Here is a 19,666-nt window from a genome sequence, read left to right as displayed (position 1 = left end):
GGGTCAGCCGTCCGGGCAGACGACCTCGTCGCCCCGGACGGCGCTGTGGCCGGTGCGCCGATCGGCGCCCCCGTCCCCCTGCGGCGCGGCGGCACGCACCGGGGTGACGCCGTCGAACTCCGCGCCGAGGGTGACGCGCATCAGGGGCCCCCGACCCTCGACGGCGCGCAGTTCCGCGCCGGGGAGGGCGGCGGCCAGGGCCCGTGCCGAGCGGTCCCAGCGGGGGTCGTAGGCGATCTCGGTGCGCTTCGCGTCCTGCTTCTCGGCGTTGCCGGGGACGCCGGTCGTGGCGAACCCGGTGTCGGCCAGCTCCTGGTCCACCCGGTGGCCGAGGCCCGCCTCGCGCGTGCCGTTGTCGACCTGGACGCGGATGTTGCGGGGCGCCACCTCCACGGGGACGGCCCGCTGCGCGGGTTTCCGCGCGGGTTCCCCCGCGGGCCGCGGGCCGGCCAGCGGACGGTCCTCGCGCAGGTCCGTGAAGAGCTTCCGTGCGGGGGCGGCGTCCCACAGGACCGTTTCTCCCAGCCCCGGCACCCGGTGGCGGGCGTTCTTGATCGGCACCGTCGTGAACTCGGAGGACGCCGGGCCGAAGCCACGCATCGCCTTCCCGAGGGCCAGCATCTCCTCGGTGCCGAAGCCCCGGTCGGCACGCACCGAGCCGAGTGCGGCACCGGTCACCGCGCGGAAGCGGGCCGGGTTCACCAGCACGCCGCTGCGGGTGGCCCGGTCGATGACGGAGGCGACGAACCGCTGCTGGCGCTCCATGCGGCCGAGGTCGGCGGCGCCGTCGACGTACCGCGCGCGGACGTAGCTCAGGGCCTCGCCGCCGTTCAGGACGCTCGTCCCGGCGGGCAGGTCCAGTCCGGAGTGGCTGTCCTTGAGCGGCCGGGCCGTGCAGACCGGGACGCCGTCGAGGGCGTCCACCGTCTTCATGAAACTGGTGAAGTCCACTTCCAGGTAGTGGTGGACGTGGACGCCGGTCAGGCGTTCCACGGTCCGTACGGTCAGCTGCGGCCCGCCGTGGGTGTAGGCGGCGTTGAGCTTGACCCGCTCGGTGCCGTGCCGCGCCCCGGACGCCGGGTCGGTGTGCGGGGGGAGCGTGGTGTAGGTGTCCCGGGGGAGGCTCACCACGGAGGCCCGCTCCCGGTCCTCGGAGAGGTGCACGAGCATCATCGTGTCGGTGCAGCGGCAGGCCTCGCCCCCGAGGCGGTGGTCCCGGCGCTGTTCCTCGGAGACCTCGTCGCGGTCGTCGACCCCGACGACGAGGAAGTTCAGCCCCCGGCCCCGGTCGGGCCGCTGGTCGAGGTCGCTGAAGGGGTCCACCCGGCCGATGCCGTCGGCCACGCCCGTCACGACGACGTGGCCGAAGCCGCTGACGGCGAGGACGACGCCGGCCGTGCAGGCGCTGATCCGCAGCCCCCACCGGGGTGGGCGGCGGGCGGGTCGGCGCCGGTGGGGGCGCGGCGTAGCGGGCACGGAAGCACCTTCGCGCAGGGGTGGGGCTGTGACACGCCCCGGCGACGCTAGTGCGCCGGGAGTGTCGCGGGCGTCAGGCGCGGCGGCCGTGCGGAGGTGTTCCCCCGTTCGCGGTAACGTGACCGGGTGAATTCCGCAGCACCCGGCGGGGCGGCGCCCGCCCCCGCCGTCTCCGTGATCATGCCCGTGCTCAACGAGGAGCGGCACCTGAGGGAGTCGGTGCGGGCCATCCTCGCGCAGGACCACCCCGGTGAGCTGGAGGTGGTGATCGCGCTCGGGCCCTCCACGGACCGCACCGACGAGATCGCCGCCGCGCTGGCGGCCGAGGACGCCCGGGTGCGGACCGTGCCGAACCCGACGGGCCGGACCCCGGCGGGCCTGAACGCGGCGATCAGGGCCTCCCGCCATCCCGTCGTGGTCCGGGTGGACGGGCACGGCATGCTCTCCCCCGGCTACATCGCGACGGCCGTCCGGCTGCTGGCGGAGCAGGACGCGGCGAACGTCGGCGGCATCATGCACGCCGAGGGCGAGACGGCGTGGGAGCAGGCCGTCGCCGCCGCGATGACGTCCCGGGTCGGCGTGGGGAACGCGGCCTTCCACACCGGCGGCCGGGCCGGTGAGGCCGAGACCGTCTACCTGGGGGTCTTCCGCCGCGAGGTGCTGGAGCAGCAGGGCGGCTACAACGAGGAGTTCGTCCGGGCGCAGGACTGGGAGCTGAACTACCGCATCCGGGCGGCGGGCGGGCGGATCTGGTTCTCGCCCGAGCTGCTGGTGTCCTACCGGCCGCGGCCGTCGGTGCGGGCGCTGGCGAAGCAGTACCGCAACTACGGGCGCTGGCGGCACGTCGTCGCCCGGTACCACCCCGGCTCGATCAACCCGCGCTACCTGGCGCCGCCGACGGCCCTGCTCGCCGTCGCCGCCGGCACCGTGCTCGGTGCGGCCGTCAGCCCGTGGGCGCTCCTGGTGCCCGGCGGCTACCTGGCGGCGATCACGGCGGGCTCGCTCCCGGCGGGCCGGGGCCTGCCGTGGAGGGCCCGCGTCCGGATCCCGGTGGCCCTCGCGACGATGCACATGTCCTGGGGCTGGGGCTACCTGACGAGCCCCCGGTCGCTGGCCCGGAAGGTGATCGCCTCCCGCCGCGAGCCGGTGACCGTCACGGGCTCCTGACGCCGACGCGCCCGAGCGGCCCCGACGTCAGCCGCTGACGCCCGGCGGGTCCTGGGGAGCGCCGTCGCCGTGCTCGGGCAGGTCACCGCGTTCCACGGGGGCGGGGGCGTCGGACAGCGGCGGCAGGATCTCGTCCAGCTCCGCGCCCTGCGCGCGGTGCGCCGCGTCGGCGGCCTGCCGCAGGGTCTCGCGGGTGGCCTCGTCCCGCGCGGAGCCGACCCGGACGACGTGTCCGTCCTCGGCGCGGGCGTACTCGTGGCCGTCCGGGGTGGAGCGGTAGAGCAGGCCGCCGTCCTCCTCGCACGTCACCTCGGCGCCGGAGGAGCCGTCCACCAGGGCGGGATCCGCGCAGTCGAGGTCGCCGTGGTCCACGGTCAGCTGGAACACGGCGCCGGACTCCTGGGCGACGTAGGAGGCGCTGAAGCCCTCGGCGCCGTAGACCCCGACGGACTGCCGGGCGAGGGTGTAGCCCTCGGCCTCGGTGAGGTAGACGAGGTCGGGCGCGGAGCCCATGATCTCGATCCGCCGGTCCAGTTCGCCCTGGTCCGGGACGTCCGCGGGCTCGGATCCGCAGGCGACCAGCACGAGGGGTGCGAGGAGCAGCGGCAGGCGCCGCCTGAGAAGGGTCATGCGTTTCATCATGCAGCAAGGTCGGGCGCGCTCCCCGGCCGTGGGCCGGGGACCCCGGGCGTTCCGGCCACGGGTCACCGGAAATTGGCGCGGAGGCCGCCGTCAGGTGTCGAGTTGGTCCAGGGTGGCGTTGGACGGCGGCGTGCTGGCGGTGAGTTCGCGGGCCACGGCCTCCGCGTCGCGCAGGACGCGGACGGCGTTGTGCCAGGTGAGCTTGGCCAGATCGGCCTCGGACCAGCGGCGGTCGAGGAGTTCGGCGATCAGGTTCGGGTAGCCGGCCACGCTGTCGAGCCCGGCGGGCAGGAACGCGGTGCCGTCGAAGTCCCCGCCGATGCCGATGTGGTCGACGCCGGCGACCTCCCGCATGTGGTCGAGGTGGTCGGCGACGGTGGCGGCGGTCGCGACCGGGCGCGGGTGGGCGTCCTCGTGGGCGCGGTGGAGCGCCATCGCCTCGGGTGAGGTGTCCAGGTGGTGCAGGCCGTGGGCACGGAGGTTCTCGTCGGCCCGCCGGGTCCACTCCACGGCCTCGGGGAGGATGAACTTCGGAACGAAGGTGGCCATCGCCACGCCGCCGTTGGCGGGCAGTTGGGCCAGGACGTCGTCCGGGACGTTGCGCGGGTGGTCGCAGACCGCGCGGGCCGAGGAGTGCGAGAACACCACCGGCGCCCGGGTGACGCGCAGCGCGTCGCGCATGGTGGTGGCGGCGACGTGCGAGAGGTCGACCAGCATGCCGACGCGGTTCATCTCGCGGACGACCTGCTCGCCGAAGGCCGTCAGGCCGTCGTGCCGGGGCGCGTCCGTCGCGGAGTCGGCCCAGTCGATGGTGTCGTTGTGGGTGAGCGTCATGTAGCGGACGCCGAGCCGGTGGAACTGGCGCAGGGTGCCCAGGGAGTTGGCGATGCTGTGCCCGCCCTCGGCGCCCATCAGGGAGGCGATGCGGCCCCGGCTCCGGGCGGCCTCCATCGCGTCGGCGGTGAGGGCCGCTTCGAGGTCGTCCGGGTAGCGCTCGATCAGCTGCCGCACGGCGTCGATCTGCTCCAGGCAGGCGGTGACGGCGGCCTCCCCGGCGAGGTCGGAGCGGACGTAGACCGACCAGAACTGGGCGCCCACGCCTCCGGCGCGCAGCCGGGGCAGGTCGGTGTGCAGGAACGCCGACTGGTCACGGGCGATGTCGCGGGCGTCCAGGTCGTAGCGGACCTGCTCCCGCAGGGCCCAGGGCAGGTCGTTGTGCCCGTCGACGACGGGGTGTTCGGCCAGCAGCCGCCGGGCGCGGGCCAGGGCGGGGTGCGCGTCGCTCACGTGCGGGTCCTTCAGTTGCCGAAGCCGAAACCGGCGCCGCCGGCGGTCTTGTTGCGGAGCCTGCGGCCCTTCTCGGTGGCCTGCTCGTTCAGTTCCCGCTGGAAGGCCGCCATGCGCTCGCGCAGCCCGTCGTCGTGGGCGGCGAGCATCCGGACGGCGAGCAGCCCGGCGTTGCGGGCCCCGGCCACGGAGACGGTCGCGACCGGCACCCCGGCGGGCATCTGGACGATGGACAGCAGCGAGTCCATGCCGTCGAGGTACTTGAGCGGCACGGGCACGCCGATCACGGGCAGCGTGGTGACGGACGCGAGCATGCCGGGCAGGTGCGCGGCGCCCCCGGCGCCCGCGATGACGGCCTTCAGCCCGCGGTCGGCGGCGTGCTCGCCGTAGTCGACCATCTCGCGCGGCATGCGGTGGGCGGAGACGACGTCGACCTCGTAGGGGACCTCGAAGTCGGCGAGGGCCTCCGCGGCGGCCTCCATGACGGGCCAGTCGGAGTCGGAGCCCATGACGATGCCGACGACGGGGGCGGGGCGGGCGTCGCTCATTGCGTGATCGTTCCTCGCAGGTAGTCGGCGGCGTGCCGGGCGCGCTCGCGCACGTCGGCGAGGTCGGCGCCGTAGGTGTTGACGTGCCCGACCTTGCGGCCCGGCTTCACGTCCTTGCCGTACATGTGGATCTTGAGCTGCGGGTCGCGGGCCATGCAGTGCAGGTAGCCGCTGTACATGTCCGGGTAGTCGCCGCCGAGGACGTTGCACATGACCGTCCAGGGGGCGCGGGGACGCGGGTCGCCGAGCGGCAGGTCCAGGACGGCGCGCACGTGGTTGGCGAACTGCGAGGTGACGGCGCCGTCCATCGTCCAGTGGCCGGAGTTGTGCGGGCGCATGGCCAGCTCGTTGACGAGGGTGCGGCCGTCCCGGGTCTCGAACAGTTCGACGGCGAGGTGCCCGACGACGTCGAGCTCCGCCGCGATGCGCAGGGCGAGTTCCTGGGCCCCGGCGGAGCTCTGGTCGCTCAGCCCCGGCGCCGGGGCGATGACCGTGTCGCACACGCCGTCGACCTGGATCGACTCCACGACGGGGTAGGCCACGGCCTGGCCGTGCGGGGAGCGGACGACGTTCGCGGCCAGCTCGCGCACGAACTCGACCTTCTCCTCCGCGAGCACCGGCACCCCGGCGCGGAACGGCTCGGCGGCCTGCTCCGCGTTCCGCACGACCCACACGCCCTTGCCGTCGTAGCCGCCGCGCACGGTCTTGAGGACGACGGGGAAGCCCCCGCCCTCGGCGGCGAAGGCGACCACGTCGGCCGGGTCGGCGACGATGCGGTGCCGGGGGCAGGGGATGCCCAGGGCGTCGAGCCGGGCGCGCATGACGCCCTTGTCCTGGGCGTGCACGAGTGCGTCGGGGCCGGGGCGGACGGGGACGCCGTCCGCCTCCAGGGCCCGCAGGTGCTCGGTCGGCACGTGCTCGTGGTCGAAGGTGACCACGTCGCAGCCGCGCGCGAAGTCACGCAGCGTGTCCAGGTCGCGGTAGTCGCCGATGACGACGTCACCGGCCACCAGGGCCGCCGAGTCCTGGGGGGTGTCACTGAGGAGCTTGAAACGGATGCCGAGCGGGATGCCCGCCTCGTGGGTCATACGAGCGAGCTGGCCACCGCCGACCATGCCGACTACCGGGAACGTCACGGTCCCAGGGTAAGCGGAACCGGGCCCGGGACCGTACCCGCGTCGGGCGGGAGCCGCCCCCGCCGCGCCCCGGCCGGTTCGCGGGGAAGGCTCTAGCATGAGGGGCAGGGGCCGGAGCCGAACCGAACGGGGCATGAGGATCACGATGGGTGAACGACTGCCGCTCGCCGTCCGCCTGAAGCGCCTCCTGCGGGAGCTGGCGAAGTTCGGGACGGTGGGAGCCTTCGGCTTCCTGGTCAACGTCGCCGTGTTCAACCTGTGCATCCACTCCTTCGGACTGGCACCGGTGCGCTCCGGCGTGATCGCCACGGCCGTCGCCATCGCCACGAACTACGTCGGCAACCGCTACTGGACCTACCAGCACACCGACAAGCGGCGGATACGGCGCGAGGTCTCGCTGTTCCTGGTGTTCAGCGGCGTGGGGCTGGTGATCGAGAACGGCACGCTGGCCCTGTCGCACTACGGCTTCGGCTTCACCTCGCCGCTGGCGGACAACCTCGCCAAGAACGTGGTGGGGCTCGGGCTGGCCACGGCGTTCCGGTTCTGGTCCTACCGCACCTGGGTGTTCCGGGGGCGTTCGTCAGCCGTCGACGGGGTCGTCGACGGCCTCTCGGCTGAGGAAGAGCGCGAACACCGGCGGATGCTGCTGTAGCAGCTCCAGCCGCCCGCCGTCGGCCTCGGCGAGGTCGCGGGCGACGGCCAGGCCGAGCCCGGTGGAGTTGTGGCCGCTCACGGTGCGTTCGAAGACGCGGGAGCCCAGCCCGGGGTCGACGCCCGGCCCCTCGTCGGTCACCTCGACGACCACCTGGTTCCCGGCGACGCGGGTGCGCAGCGCCACGGTGCCGCCGCCGTGCATGAGCGCGTTCTCCACGAGCGTCGCCAGGACGGTCGCGACGGCGCCGGGCGTGCCCACCGCGCGCAGCCCGGCCTTGCCGGAGTGCACGATGGCCCGGCCGGCGCCGCGGTAGGCGGGCCGCCACTCCTCGACCTGCTGGAGCACCACCTCGTCCAGGTCGAAGCCGACGGCCGAGGTGGAGCGGGGGTCGCGGCTGTTGGTGAGCAGCCGCTCGACGACGTCGGTGAGCCGCTCCACCTGGGCGAGGGCGATGGCGGCCTCCTCGCGGACGACGTCGGAGTGGTCGCCCTCCGTCTCGGCGGTGTGGACGATCTCCTCCAGACGCATGGACAGGGCGGTGAGCGGGGTGCGGAGCTGGTGGGAGGCGTCGGCCGCCAGTCGGCGTTCGGCGGTGAGCATGCGGCCGATGCGTTCCGCGCTGGAGTCCAGCACGTCGGCGACCCGGTCCAGTTCCGGCACGCCGTAGCGCCGGTGCCGGGGGCGCGGGTCGCCGGAGCCGAGGCGTTCGGCGGTCTCGGCCAGGTCGGTCAGGGGCGCGGCGACCCGGCGGGCCTGGCGGACGGCGAGGAGGGCGGCGGCCACGATCGTCACCAGCGCCACAGCGATGATGATCATGAGGATGCGGCCCACCTCGTCCGTGACGACGCTGCGCGGCTGCCGGACGACGACGACCTCGCCGTTGCGGCCCGTCGCCCGGCCCTCGATGACGCCGCCCTGCGGCCGTTCTCCGAGGGAGATGGGCCCCTGGCCGGGCAGCTCGATGCGCACGTACCGGTCGGCCGGCACGGCACTGCGCATGGTCTCGGCCGTCACCCGCTCGCCGGCCGCGATCCGGGCCTCCACGACGGCCACCAGCCGGGCGGCCTCGGAGCGGGTCGTCTCGTGGGCGCTCTTCTCGATGGCCTGGGTCTCGACGGTGATCAGCGAGATGCCGAACACGGCGATGACGACGACGACCACGGCGAGCATGGAGTTGATCAGTCGGCGGCGCATGGCGGGTGGGGTCTTCCGGTCAGTTCTTCTCGAACCGGAAGCCGACGCCGCGCACGGTGGTGATGAAGCGGGGGTTGCCCGCGTCGTCCCCCAGCTTCTTGCGCAGCCAGGAGATGTGCATGTCGAGCGTCTTGGTGGAGGACCACCAGGTGGTGTCCCACACCTCCCGCATCAGCTGGTCGCGCGTCACGACGCGGCCCGCGTCGCGCACGAGGACGCGCAGCAGGTCGAACTCCTTGGCGGTGAGCTGGAGCTCGTCCTCGCCGATCCAGGCGCGGTGGGAGTCGACGTCGATGCGGACGCCGTGGGCCGGGGGCGGCTGGTGCGCCGGGTCGGCGGTGCCCCTGCGGAGCAGGGCCCGCACCCGCGCCAGCAGTTCGGCCAGCCGGAAGGGCTTGGTGACGTAGTCGTCCGCGCCCGCGTCCAGGCCGACGACGGTGTCGACCTCGTCGGCGCGGGCCGTCAGGACGAGGACGGGGAAGGTGAAGCCCTCGGTGCGCATCCGGCGGCAGACCTCCAGCCCGTCCATGCCGGGCAGCCCGAGGTCCAGCACGACGAGGTCGATCTCCCCGTGGAGGCCGGTGTCGAGGGCGCTCGGCCCGTCCTGCCTCACCTCCACCTCGTAGCCCTCCCGGCGCAGGGCCCGGGCGAGCGGCTCGGAGATGGAGGCGTCGTCCTCGGCGAGCAGTACGCGGGTCATGGCCCGATGGTAGTCCGGCGCGGGTGGCGCGTTGACCGGGCGACGGGGGCCGGCCGTGGCCGACGGCGGGGCGAGGCGGGGCACCTGTGGTCTACTCCGCGATCCATTGATCAACGAGGAGTTCTACCTTTGAAAAGATTAGGTAAATACTGTATCTACCTGTGTTCCGTGCCTCACCGGTCGACGAGTGGCGGCTGAACCTCGCGTAAGGTGTTCGCGCCTCCCCTGCGGGGGCCAGGGCCGACGACGGGTGACGCGGCCGGCGGTGAGCGCCGGACCCGCCCGCCGCGCCCTGCAGTGACCGGGCGGACCACCCGGCCCTTCTCCCGCGCGGACCGGCGCCATCGGCCCGCGGCACCGTCCGGGCGCACGTCCCCCACCCCTGCGGCGCGCGTCCCGAACCCACAAGGAACCCCCCATGGCGTCCAGCACGACGAAGGGCGAGGCCGCCCCCGGCGGCACGACCTTCTTCGGCCACCCCCGCGGGATGGCCACCCTGTTCATGACGGAGATGTGGGAGCGCTTCTCCTGGTACGGGATGCGGGCCATCCTCGTCCTCTACCTGATCGCCGGAGTCCTCGACGGGCCCCTGGAGGACCGGGAGGCCCTCGCCGCCGCCATCTACGGCGTCTACAACGCCGTCGTCTACATGACGTCCATGCCCGGCGGCTGGGTCGCCGACCGGCTGTGGGGCGCCCGCCGGGCCGTCCTCGTCGGCGGCATCGTGATCGCCTCCGGGCACTACGTCCTGGCGATCCCGCACGACGCGACGTTCTTCCTCGGCCTGGCGCTGATCGCCGTCGGCACCGGGCTGCTGAAGCCGAACATCTCCGCGATGGTCGGCGGCCTCTACGAGGGGCGGTCCGGGGCCCGCAGGGACGCCGGGTTCACGCTCTTCTACATGGCCATCAACATCGGCGCCCTGGCCGCGCCGCTGGTGGTCGGCACCCTCGGCCAGAAGGTCGACTGGCACCTGGGCTTCGGCGTCGCCGGGGTCGGCATGACCCTGGCCGTCGTCCAGTACGTGTTCGGCGCCCGGCACCTGGGCACCGTGGGGCTGCACCCGGCCAACCCCGCCTCCCCCGAGGAGAAGCGGCGCGTCCTGCGCCGGGTCCTGCTGTGGAGCGGCGTCGCGGTGGGCGCGCTCGTCGCGGACGTGGCGCTGGGGACGTTCACGGTCGAGCACGTCGTCAACGTGCTGGCCGTGCTGGGCATCGTCCTCCCGGTCGGCTACTTCTGGACGATCTTCCGCAGCCCTCGGCTGGCCACGGCGGACCGGCCGAAGATCGTCGCGTTCGTCTGGTTCTTCGTCACGGCCGTGCTCTTCTGGATGATCTACGACCAGTCCGGCTCCCTGCTGACGATCTTCGCCGACCAGAAGACGGACCGCACGATCGCGGGCGGCTGGGAGTTCCCCGCCTCCTGGTTCCAGTCGGTGAACCCGGTGTACGTGATCATCCTCGCGCCCGTCTTCGCCGCCCTGTGGGTGCGGCTGGCGCAGCGCGAACGCGAACCGAGCGCACCGGTGAAGTTCGGCCTGGCGATGCTGCTCATCGGCGGCTCCTTCGGCCTGATGGGCCTCGCGGGCGCGGCGGCGGCCGGCTCGGAGACCGGCCGGGTGACCGTCTTCTGGCTGCTGGGCGTCTATCTGGTGCAGACGCTCGGCGAGATGTGCCTGTCGCCGGTCGGCCTGTCGCTGTCGACGAAGCTGGCGCCCAGGGAGTTCGTCAGCCAGATCATGGGCCTGTGGTTCCTGGCGACGGCCACGGGCAACGCGCTGAACGGCTGGGTCACCCGGCTCAACGAGCCGCTGGGCGACACGCTGTACTACACGATGTGGGCCGTGGTCGCCGTGGCGGCGGGGCTGGCGTTCATGGCGGGCGCGCGGCGCCTGCGCACGCTGATGGGCGGCGTCGACTGATCTCGGCGCGGGCGGCCGTGCGCCCTAGGGTGGCGGGCCGTCCCCGCCGGACGCGTCGTCCTCGATCCCGGCCAGGACGGCGTCCCAGACCGAGGGCGGCGGGGGCGTCGGCACGTCGGCGGCCTCCGCCGTGCGACCCGCCTGCACCACCCTGCGGTAGGACGCCAACTCCCGGGCGCAGGACGGGCAGTCGCGCAGGTGCGCCGCTTCCCGGGCCGGAAGGCGGGCCGCGTCCCCGTCCAGTGCGCGGACGGCGAGGTCCGCCGAGTCGATGTGCCGCATGCGGACCCCTCTCGTGCGGCGGTTCCGAAGGCCGGACCCGCCGGATGCCGAACGGTATCGCGGCGGGACGGCCGGGCGGGCGTCCCGCCGTCCCGGCCCCGGGCCCCGCCTCCGGCGGCCTCAGCCCTCGGCGGGCTCGGCCGTGACGACGAGGTTGTTGCGGTAGCCGTCCTCCTCGTCGTAGGGCGGCGCGCAGGTGATGAGCGTGAGGACGTGCGGGCCGTCGCGCCGGAAGAGCTCCCGGGGCAGCTCGTCCTGGTCCACGACCGCACGGGCCGTCACCTCGTAGCGGGCGGCGGGAGCGTCGCCCCGGTCCACGCGGACGGTGTCGCCGCGCCGGACGTCGTACAGGGCGGCGAACTCACCCAGTTCGCCGGTCTCGAAGTCCACATGCCCCACCAGCACCGCCGAGCCGTCGGACGCGCCGGGCGCGGTACCGAAGCGGTACCACCCGGCGGCCTGCGGCGCCTCGGGGATCTCGACGGTCCCGTCCGCCTGGACGCCGACCGGCTCCACGGTGGCGTCCAGCCCGATCCGGGGGACGGTCACCGCCGTCGGGGCCGCCGGCGACCGCTCCGGCGCGGGAGTGCCGGGACTGCCGTCCGGACCGGCCGCCTCCGCGTCCTCGGCGGCCCGGGGCCGGTCCTCGGGCCCGGGGGCGGCCGGGGGCGCGGTGGGCCGGGCCCCGAAGTCGTCCGGGGCGGAACCCGGGGCGAGCAGCACGACGAGCAGGGCTGCCGCGGCGCAGAGCACCGCGGCAGCCAGGACGGCGCGGGCCGGCAGCGGCCGGTTGCGCATCACTGCCCGCAGCCGCGTCAGTCGCGGGTGACCGTGGCGGCACGGCGACGGTTGCCGAGGGCGAGCGCTCCGGCGACCAGGGCCGCCGCACCCGCCGAGCCCGCGAGCCAGGCCGCGGCGGAGTTGCCGCCCGCCTGGGTGTCGCCGGCGCCGGCCTCCACACCGCTGGGAGCCGAGTGCATGCCGCTCAGGGTCTGGACCTTGAGGGCGAGGTTCTCCTCCTCGGCACTGCCCCAGGCGTAGACGACGTTGCTGGTGCCCTCCTCCAGGGTCAGGTCGGCCGGGCCGATCACGACGTCGTCGGTGCCCGCGAGCGTCACGTCGGCGGAGACGGTGCCGGCGTCCACCTCGGCGGTGTCCTCGTTCGGGTTCGTCAGGCCCTCGAAGACCGGCTGCCCACCGGCCCGGACGTCGACGGCCGGGGCGGCGGCCACGTGCCGCACGGTCAGCCGGGACTGGCCGGCCGGAACGTCGGACGTGTCGTTGGCGTAGGCGGTGAGCTCGGGCTCGCCGTCCTCGCTGAGGTGCGCGGCGATGGTGGCGTTGTCCCCGGCGGCGACCTCGACCGTCTTCTCGATGGCCGGGTCGTCGGACGCGGGGTCGGCGCCGTCGGGGAAGACCTTGATGTCGTAGCTGCCCGCGGGCAGCGGCATGGGATCGGTGAGCGTGCCCGGCTCGAAGTCGGGGATCAGCTCCTCGTCACCGGCGTAGACGTCGACCGTCAGGCCGGGGACTCCGTGAAAGACCGACACCATCGCGTCGTCGCCCTCCGCCGCACCGGCGGGTGCGGCCACACCCAGGCCGAGGACGCAGGTGCCGAGGGTCGCGGCGAGCGCGGTGCTCTTGCGTATGTGTGACATGGGGACTCCCTTGAGGTCGGGGCCAGGGGAACTGTGGACCTTCACCCACCACTTCCGGCTGCGCACCCGTCGCGGATGCACCGTGCGGGAGAGAATCTCCGCCGAGCCGGACCGGTCAGGTACCGCTCTCCTCCCTTCTCGCCGACCGCTCCCGCCGCGCGCCCTTGGTTGCGGGCGGCAGGGCGTCGGAGGGGGCCGCTTCGGTGGCGGCGCGCGACGGGCCGCCCGCGGTGAGCGCCCCGGCCGTGGGCCGGGAGGGCCGGGCGTCGGCCCGTTCGGGATGGCGCCGCTTCCAGTAGGGGTTGTCGTGTGGAAGTCCGCCACTTACCCGCCCGTACATCCCGAACGTGAGGATCAGCAGCCCCATCACGAAGCTGAAGATCACGTTGGGCATCCGGAAGGCCAGGATGTTGACCGACCGTTCCAGGATGGCCAGGTGGACGAAGCCGCTGAGCAGGAAGAGCGCCCCGACGGTCATGTTGAGCGTCGAGGCGAAGTTGCCGCCCACGACGGCCCCCACGATGAGCAGCACCCCGAAGACGACCGAGATGAGGCTGAGCAGGCCGTTGCTGGACAGCCCGGCGACGCGCGTCCCGTCGGTGTCGAAGAAGGCCAGCCGGTCGGCGAAGCCGAGGATGCCGAAGACCAGGAGGATCAGGCCGCTCAGGGCGGCGCCGTAGCGGTAGACGACGGCCAGGCGGTGGTCGACGGGGAGTTCGTCCTGCAGTCTCATGGTGCACTCCTCCGAACGGGTGATACGGGCGCGGTCGGGGGGCCGGCCTGTTCGGTCAGCCGGGTACGCAGCCGGTGCAGGCCGCGCCGGGCGTGGCTCTTCACGGTGCCCAGCGCGAGCCCGGTGCGCTCGGCTATCTGCGCCTGGGTGAGGTCCTCGTAGAAGGCCAGGCGCAGCACGCGCCGCTGCGCGGTCGGGAGCGCGGCGAGTTCGTGGGCCAGCAGGACCCGGTCAAGGGCAGCCTCCGCCTCCCGCTGTTCCGGCGCCACCGGGCCGCCCCGCGCCGCGGCCCGCGCGGCCAGGTCGCCGCGGCGGGAGCGGGCCGCCAGGGCGTCGGCGATCCGGCGCCGCGTGATGCCGACCAGCCATCCGCCGAGCGGGCCCTGCTCCGGCCGGTAGCCGTGCCGGCCGCGCCAGGCCGCGAGGAACACCTGCTGGGTGACGTCCTCCGCCTCGGAGGCGTCGCCGAGGGCCCGCACGGCGAGGGTGTGGACGAGCGCGGACCAGCGTCCGTAGACGGCGGCGAGCTCGCGTTCACCTCCCCGGGCGAAGCGTGCGGCCAGCTCCTCGTCGCCGAGCAGCTCCTCCACCGGAGCGCGCAGCGCCCGCTCGGTCCCGGGAGGGGCGGTGCGTGTGGGACTGACCTGCATGGAGGGCTCCTCCCGCCGACGGCCGGACCCGGGGTGCGGGTTCCGGGGCCGGTCCGACGCACTGCCGGTCCGGCCGGTCTCGTTGTCTGCGAGCATCGTGAATCGACGCAACGGGAGCAACTTGCATTGATTGTGCGTCGTATCATGGCAGGCATGGACACTCCACAGGCCACGGCGGGGCTGACCACGGGAGCCGTCTCCCGGCGGCTCGGCGTCTCCCCGACGACGTTGCGCTCCTGGGACCGGCGGTACGGCGTCGGCCCCACGGCGCGTGCCGAGGGACGGCACCGGCGCTGGACGCCGGACGACGTCCGGATGCTGGAGGAGATGTGTCGGCTGACGGCCACGGGCCTGGCCCCCGCCGAGGCGGCCGCGGCCGCGCTGCGGGGCGCGCGGCCGCCCGACGTCCCGGCGGTCGCCGCTCCGGACGCGGCCGGGGCCGAGGGGGCCGGTGCCGACGGGTCGCGGGCCGGTGCGGCCCGCCCGGGGGCCGGGGGCGGCCTGCCGCTGGGCGGCGGGGTCCGGCCGGAGTGCCGTGGCCTGGCACGGGCCGCGATGCGGCTCGACGCGCGGGCGGTCGAACAGGCGCTGAGCGCCGCCATCGCCGCCTACGGCCTGGTGGAGGCGTGGGACGAGGTGATGATGCCCGCGCTGCGGGCCGTGGGGCGCAAGTGGGCGTCCGAGGGCGACCGGTACGTGGAGGTCGAGCACCTGCTGTCCTGGCACGTCTCCGCGACGCTGCGGGCCGCCTCCGTCACCGGGGTCCCGGCCGGTCACGCGGGCCAGCACGACGGGGGCCGCGCCGACGCGCCCCCCGTCGTGCTGGCCTGCATGCCCGGCGAGCTGCACGCGCTGCCGCTGGAGGCGCTCGCCGCCGCCTGCGCTCCGCTCGGCGTCCCGCTGCTGATGCTCGGGGCGGCCGTCCCCGCGCCCGCCGTGGAGGAGACCGTCCGGCGGACCGGGCCCACGGCGGTCGTCCTGTGGTCCCAGTCACGCTCGACGTCGAGCCGGGCGTTCGCGGAGCACCTGGCCCGGACGGCCTGGGGCGTGCGGGGGGCGCGCGTGCGGCCGGCGGTCCTCACCGCCGGTCCCGGTTGGGCGGGGGCTCCGGCGGCTCACGCACACCGGCCGCGCGGCCTGGCGGAGGCCCTCGCCCTGCTGAAGAGTCTGGTTCCGGCGACGTGACCCGGGACAGGGGCTCGCCCGCCGGGGCCGGCCCCGAAGGGGAGGGCTCAGGGCTGGGCCAGCTCGGCCCAGACCGTCTTCCCGAGGCCGTCGGAGGCGTGGGCGACACCCCAGTCCGCGCACAGGCGCTGCACGATGAACATGCCGTGCCCGCCGGGCCGGCCGGCCCGGTGCGGGGTGCGCGGCGCCGGCTGCCCGTCGCCGCCGTCCAGCACCTCCAGGCGTACCGACTTCTGGCCGCGGGTGATGCGGACCTCCTGCGGGCCACCCGCGTGCAGACAGGCGTTGGTGACCAGCTCCGAGACGACCAGCAGCACGTCCTCGGCCGCGGCCTGGTCGTCCTGCCCGTTGGCCGGCAGCCACTCCCAGTCGTGCAGGGCCTCGCGGCAGAAGTCACGGGCACGCTGGACGGCGCCGCTCACACCGAGGAGGCGGAGCCTGCGGACCTGGCGCAGCTCGCGCACTTGTCCGGCCGACGCGAGGTGGGGCCCCGCAGCACTTTCGGGCTCCGGGCCGACGTCGCCCGCCGGAGAGGGCCGGGTGGTGCTCATGAGTCCTTCACCTCACCGGTTCCCGTGTTGGACTTTGCCGCCAGCAGATACAGAGGGTCTCCTGCCCGGCCACTCCGAGGGAACACCCACGGATTCGGCCAGGCTCGTGTGACGCGGATTACGCGGCACACGGCGCGCCGCGCTTGATCATGTGTCGGGCAGCTCCCGCAGGGCGTCGGCGAGCGTCTCGTGCACGGTGAAGACGGCGCCCGCACCGGTGATCTCGAAGACGCGGGCGACGACGGGGCGCATCGCCGCGAGGTGGACGGTCCCGCCGACGGCCTCGGCCTCCAGCCGGGCGGCCAGCAGCACGTTGAGCCCGGTGGAGTCCAGGAACTCCAGCCGGGAACAGTCCACGAGGAGACGGGTGCAGCCCTCCTCCACCGAGGAACGGAGTGGCGCACGCAACACATCGGCCGTGTGGTGGTCAAGCTCACCTTCGGGCGCGATGACCGCGGTCTCACCCTCCCGGCGCACCTCAACCGTGAGCCGTCCCCTGTTGCTCGTACTCCCGGGCATTCCCCGGTCCATGCACACCTCACCTGCTCTTCACGGCCGGTCCCGCCCGTTGCCGCGCTCTCCTCGACCCCCGTGTTCGCACGTTCGAACCTTACGCCTTGACGCCCGCGACCGGTACCCGAGCAAAAGCGACATAAAACCCTCACTCGGCATACCGCACTTGCCATGCCTCCGCACCACCCGATACCCCTAAGAGGAACGAGCCCACACGTCAGCCATGGAGGCGCCGCACCTCGCAGTGCACGTCACGGCCCCGGCAGCCTGATGCCGGTCAATGAGGAGGACACGTCATGTCACCCCAGCTCGACGAGGTAGACGCCGAGCGCACCCTTCGCGAGGGCTCCGACGGCGCCGACCCCGACGCCGCCTTCACCCGCCTTCCCGCGATGCCCCCGTTCGACGAGGTCGCCCCGCACGACGCGCGGGCCCTGTCCAAGACGCTCTTCGAGCGTCTGGCGGCGGCGGAGGAGGGAACGCACGAGCACGCCTACGTCCGCAACACCCTGGTCGAGCTGAACCTGGCCCTGGTCAAGTTCGCCGCCTCCCGCTTCCGCTCCCGCAGCGAGCCGATGGAGGACATCGTCCAGGTGGGGACGATCGGCCTCATCAAGGCCATCGACCGGTTCGAGAGCAACCGGGGCGTGGAGTTCCCCACCTTCGCGATGCCGACGATCATCGGCGAGATCAAGCGCTTCTTCCGTGACACCTCCTGGTCCGTCCGGGTGCCGCGCCGGCTCCAGGAGCTGCGCCTGGACCTGGCCAAGGCGAGCGACGAGCTGGCCCAGTCCCTCGACCGCGCCCCGACCGTCACCGAGCTGGCCCAGCGGCTGAACATCTCCCGCGAGGAGGTCGTGGAGGGCATGGCGGCGAGCAACGCCTACACCGCCAGCTCCCTCGACGCCCAGCCGGAGGAGGACGACTCCGAGGGCGCCCTCGCCGACCGCATCGGCTACGAGGACCACGGCCTGGAGGGCATCGAGTACGTCGAGTCCCTCAAGCCGCTCATCGCCGAGCTGCCGGCCCGCGACCGGCACATCCTCTCCCTGCGCTTCGTGGCGAACATGACGCAGTCCGAGATCGGCGAGGAGCTGGGCATCTCCCAGATGCACGTCTCGCGCCTCCTCGCCCGCACGCTGGGCAAGCTGCGCAAGGGGCTCCTCGTCGAGGAGTGAGCCACCCCGCCCGACGACGAGGGCCCGTCCGGACGACAGCACCGTCCGGACGGGCCCTCGTCGTCGTGCCGACGTGCGCGCCGACTTGCGGAGCGTGACGGGGCCTGCCGCACAATAAGCAGGATTCGCTCTTATCGGACAGGCATCGGCATCCATGCCCCACCCCTCGGGAGGTCTCCGGTGGCACGCAGGCATCCGGTCGACACGCCGGGCGGCGCGCCCGGCAGCGGGCCGAGGGCCCGCACCGTCGTGGCGGTGCTGGCCCTCGTCCTGACGGCGGGGGTGTCCGGCAGCGCCACGGCCCGCCCGGACGTCCCGACCGAGGCGTCGCACCCGCCCGTCGGAACGGCACCACGGCCGGCGCCCCCGACGTCCGGGCCGCAGGCGGCCCCCGCACCGCCCGCGCCGCCGCAGCACCTCGCGGTACGCGCGGTGGACTCCGGCACCGTACGGCTGAGCTGGGAGCCGCCCGCCGGCCCGGACGGCGGATCGGCCGTCGCGACGTACCAGGTCTTCCAGCAGGGGACGGCCACCCCGGTGGCCGAGGTCGGGGCCGACACCCTGGAGACGGAGATCACCGGGCTGGAGCCGGGGATCAGCTACACCTTCACGGTGCGGGCCGTCGACGCGGCGGGCCACGCGTCACCGGACTCCCCCCGGGCGGACGTCACCCTCCCCGGGCGCGGCTGAGACGTCAGCGCAGCCCCTTCTTGTCACCGGGACTCAGCGACCGGCCGCCGAAGCCGCGCGTCGTGGTCGGCGTGAATGGTCCGGGCCGCCAGGTAGAGGGCGAGCGCGGTGAGCGCCAGGGACGGGGGCACGACGAACAGGAGGCTGTCGTGCAAGCCCCGTGCCTCGGCAGCGGCCTCGCTCGCGCCGCCCTGCGCGTCGGCGATGCGGTCGGAGAGCACACCCGTGACGACGGGGCCGATCGCGCCTCCCAGGAGGTACATCGCCGCGAAGTAGACGGCAACCGCCGTCGAACGCAGCCCCGGCGCCACGATGTCGGCGATCGCCGGGTAGACGGCGGTGTAGTACTGGTAGACGAGCAGCCAGCCCAGGCCGAAGAGCACGACGAACAGTCCCGACCGTCCTCGGTCCAGCAGCAGCGCAGCAAGAGTCAGCGGCACTGCGGCGGTCAGGCACCCCGCCCCCACGAGAACCCGCCCCCTCGGAGACCGCCGGGCCGCCCGGTCGGCCACGAAGCCGCCCAGCAGTAGGCCCACCAGCCCGGTGAGGCCCAGCACGACGCCCGTGTTGGTCGCGGCCACGGTCAGCGACGCGCCGAACCAGCGCTGGAACAGCGGCACCAGAAAGGTGGCCACCGAGTACGAGGCCACCTGCAGGCCGATGCCGCTGACGACGAGCCAGCGCATGGTGGGCACGGCCAGGAGGGTCCGGATCGGGCGATCGACCTCGGCGGTCGGGGCGGCCAGCCTCTCCGACGCGCCCCGGACGGGCTCGCGCATCACGAACACCGCTGCTGCCAGGAGCAGTCCCGGTACCGAGGCCACGAGGAACGGCGCCCGCCAGGAGCCGAACGCGTCCACCATCGCCCCGGTGGTGAAGAACGCCAGCGTCAGCCCGAGCGGCAGACCGAGGGAGAACACCGCGACCGCACGCGACCGCTTCTGCGGAGGAAACAGGTCGGCGATCGTGGAGTTCGCCGCCGGCGCGTAGGCCGCCTCTCCCACTCCGACCCCCAGCCGGGTCAGGAGGAGCGTAGCGAAGTTGACGACGGCACCGCTGGCCGCCGTGAAGCCGCTCCAGGCCACGAGCCCCCAGCCCATCACGCGCTTGCGGGAGGCCCGGTCGGCGAGCTTGCCCAGGTGGAGACCGGCGCCCGCGTAGACCACGGTGAAGGCGCCGCCGAGCACCCCGATGTGGGTGTCGGCGAGGCCGAACTCCGCCTTGATCGGCTCGACGACGGCCGCCGGGATCGTGCGGTCGTAGAAGTTCAGCAGGTTGATCAGGGCGAGGAGGAACAGTACGCGCCAGGCATTGCGTGCCTGCAGCGGGGGCAGCTTCTCCGTCAGGTCGGGCAGGGGGGTGGGCACGGTTTCTCCGGGTTCTCGCTGAGGGGCTGGGACGTCAGGCGAGGGGCCCCTTCCGGCGGCGCCGCCGTCCAGTGACGCCCGCTCACGGCGCTACGGGCCGTCCGGTGTGCGACCGACGCGGGTCGGTCGCACA

At 74.0% G+C, this 19,666-nt stretch carries 21 protein-coding genes; 6 read left to right on the top strand and 15 right to left on the bottom strand.

Annotated features, from left to right (window positions below):
- Positions 1-3: 3 nt before the first annotated feature.
- The gene (locus IF129_RS23505; protein ID WP_318153907.1) at positions 4-1,476 is read right to left on the bottom strand and encodes an LCP family protein; all 1,473 of its coding nucleotides are present in this window, start codon (positions 1,474-1,476) and stop codon (positions 4-6) included.
- A gap of 126 nt (positions 1,477-1,602) precedes the next feature.
- On the opposite strand from IF129_RS23505, the gene IF129_RS23500 reads away from it, so the two are divergent.
- A complete protein-coding gene (locus IF129_RS23500; RefSeq protein ID WP_318153906.1) occupies positions 1,603-2,643 on the top strand; it encodes a glycosyltransferase family 2 protein in 1,041 nt (346 codons plus the stop codon).
- Positions 2,644-2,670: 27 nt separating this feature from the next.
- On the opposite strand, the gene IF129_RS23495 is transcribed toward IF129_RS23500, so the two are convergent.
- From IF129_RS23495 to IF129_RS23480, 4 genes are all read right to left on the bottom strand, one after another.
- On the bottom strand, positions 2,671-3,273 hold the full coding sequence (locus IF129_RS23495) for a hypothetical protein (RefSeq protein WP_191211812.1): 603 nt from the start codon (positions 3,271-3,273) through the stop codon (positions 2,671-2,673).
- 102 nt (positions 3,274-3,375) lie between these two features.
- Entirely contained in the window at positions 3,376-4,572 is a 1,197-nt protein-coding gene (locus IF129_RS23490; RefSeq protein WP_191211811.1) for a dipeptidase, read from the bottom strand.
- A gap of 11 nt (positions 4,573-4,583) precedes the next feature.
- Positions 4,584-5,120, bottom strand: coding sequence for a 5-(carboxyamino)imidazole ribonucleotide mutase (gene purE, locus IF129_RS23485; RefSeq protein ID WP_191211810.1), 537 nt, complete (start codon positions 5,118-5,120; stop codon positions 4,584-4,586).
- Positions 5,117-6,256, bottom strand: a complete 1,140-nt coding sequence (locus tag IF129_RS23480) for a 5-(carboxyamino)imidazole ribonucleotide synthase (RefSeq protein ID WP_191211809.1) — start codon at positions 6,254-6,256, stop codon at positions 5,117-5,119. The genes purE and IF129_RS23480 overlap by 4 nt, the downstream gene beginning before the upstream one ends.
- A 145-nt stretch (positions 6,257-6,401) precedes the next feature.
- Between IF129_RS23480 and IF129_RS23475 the strand changes: the two genes are divergently transcribed.
- Complete coding sequence (locus IF129_RS23475; RefSeq protein WP_191211808.1) at positions 6,402-6,908, top strand: GtrA family protein; 507 nt, start codon at positions 6,402-6,404, stop codon at positions 6,906-6,908.
- On the opposite strand, the gene IF129_RS23470 is transcribed toward IF129_RS23475, so the two are convergent.
- Both IF129_RS23470 and IF129_RS23465 read right to left on the bottom strand, forming a co-directional pair.
- Entirely contained in the window at positions 6,837-8,105 is a 1,269-nt protein-coding gene (locus tag IF129_RS23470; RefSeq protein WP_191211807.1) for an ATP-binding protein, read from the bottom strand. The genes IF129_RS23475 and IF129_RS23470 overlap by 72 nt on opposite strands.
- A gap of 19 nt (positions 8,106-8,124) precedes the next feature.
- Positions 8,125-8,805, bottom strand: a complete 681-nt coding sequence (locus tag IF129_RS23465; RefSeq protein WP_191211806.1) for a response regulator transcription factor — start codon at positions 8,803-8,805, stop codon at positions 8,125-8,127.
- 418 nt (positions 8,806-9,223) lie between these two features.
- Between IF129_RS23465 and IF129_RS23460 the strand changes: the two genes are divergently transcribed.
- Complete coding sequence (locus tag IF129_RS23460) at positions 9,224-10,726, top strand: peptide MFS transporter (protein WP_191211805.1); 1,503 nt, start codon at positions 9,224-9,226, stop codon at positions 10,724-10,726.
- A gap of 24 nt (positions 10,727-10,750) precedes the next feature.
- Here the strand turns inward: IF129_RS23460 and IF129_RS23455 are convergent, their stop codons facing one another.
- From IF129_RS23455 to IF129_RS23435, 5 genes are all read right to left on the bottom strand, one after another.
- On the bottom strand, positions 10,751-11,008 hold the full coding sequence (locus IF129_RS23455) for an anti-sigma factor (protein ID WP_191211804.1): 258 nt from the start codon (positions 11,006-11,008) through the stop codon (positions 10,751-10,753).
- A gap of 120 nt (positions 11,009-11,128) precedes the next feature.
- Positions 11,129-11,806, bottom strand: coding sequence for a class F sortase (locus tag IF129_RS23450; RefSeq protein WP_191211803.1), 678 nt, complete (start codon positions 11,804-11,806; stop codon positions 11,129-11,131).
- 17 nt (positions 11,807-11,823) lie between these two features.
- On the bottom strand, positions 11,824-12,666 hold the full coding sequence (locus IF129_RS23445) for a DUF4397 domain-containing protein (RefSeq protein WP_191211802.1): 843 nt from the start codon (positions 12,664-12,666) through the stop codon (positions 11,824-11,826).
- Positions 12,667-12,781: 115 nt separating this feature from the next.
- A complete protein-coding gene (locus IF129_RS23440; RefSeq protein WP_191211801.1) occupies positions 12,782-13,399 on the bottom strand; it encodes a DUF4383 domain-containing protein in 618 nt (205 codons plus the stop codon).
- A complete protein-coding gene (locus IF129_RS23435) occupies positions 13,396-14,049 on the bottom strand; it encodes an RNA polymerase sigma factor (protein WP_191211800.1) in 654 nt (217 codons plus the stop codon). Before IF129_RS23435 ends, IF129_RS23440 begins: the two co-directional genes overlap by 4 nt.
- Positions 14,050-14,202: 153 nt before the next feature.
- Between IF129_RS23435 and IF129_RS23430 the strand changes: the two genes are divergently transcribed.
- The gene (locus IF129_RS23430) at positions 14,203-15,234 is read left to right on the top strand and encodes a MerR family transcriptional regulator (protein WP_224755464.1); all 1,032 of its coding nucleotides are present in this window, start codon (positions 14,203-14,205) and stop codon (positions 15,232-15,234) included.
- Positions 15,235-15,281: 47 nt separating this feature from the next.
- Here IF129_RS23430 and IF129_RS23425 read toward each other — a convergent pair whose 3' ends face one another.
- Together IF129_RS23425 and IF129_RS23420 are read right to left on the bottom strand one after the other, a co-directional pair.
- Positions 15,282-15,785: an ATP-binding protein gene (locus IF129_RS23425; protein WP_191211798.1), complete on the bottom strand. Its 504-nt coding sequence runs from the start codon at positions 15,783-15,785 to the stop codon at positions 15,282-15,284.
- Between the two features lie 147 nt (positions 15,786-15,932).
- Entirely contained in the window at positions 15,933-16,316 is a 384-nt protein-coding gene (locus IF129_RS23420) for an STAS domain-containing protein (RefSeq protein ID WP_191211797.1), read from the bottom strand.
- Positions 16,317-16,594: 278 nt separating this feature from the next.
- Between IF129_RS23420 and IF129_RS23415 the strand changes: the two genes are divergently transcribed.
- Together IF129_RS23415 and IF129_RS23410 are read left to right on the top strand one after the other, a co-directional pair.
- Complete coding sequence (locus IF129_RS23415) at positions 16,595-17,476, top strand: RNA polymerase sigma factor SigF (RefSeq protein ID WP_191211796.1); 882 nt, start codon at positions 16,595-16,597, stop codon at positions 17,474-17,476.
- A 180-nt stretch (positions 17,477-17,656) separates the two neighbouring features.
- Positions 17,657-18,166 (top strand): fibronectin type III domain-containing protein, encoded by a 510-nt coding sequence (locus IF129_RS23410; protein WP_191211795.1) that lies wholly within the window; start codon positions 17,657-17,659, stop codon positions 18,164-18,166.
- Positions 18,167-18,189: 23 nt separating this feature from the next.
- On the opposite strand, the gene IF129_RS23405 is transcribed toward IF129_RS23410, so the two are convergent.
- Positions 18,190-19,533 (bottom strand): spinster family MFS transporter, encoded by a 1,344-nt coding sequence (locus IF129_RS23405; RefSeq protein WP_318153905.1) that lies wholly within the window; start codon positions 19,531-19,533, stop codon positions 18,190-18,192.
- Positions 19,534-19,666 lie beyond the last annotated feature (133 nt).

It is taken from the genome of Streptomyces chumphonensis (genome assembly GCF_014779715.1).
GTDB lineage: Bacteria > Actinomycetota > Actinomycetes > Streptomycetales > Streptomycetaceae > Streptomyces > Streptomyces chumphonensis.
Note: the sequence above shows the minus strand (reverse complement) of the source record. Positions and strands in the feature narration are given on the sequence as shown.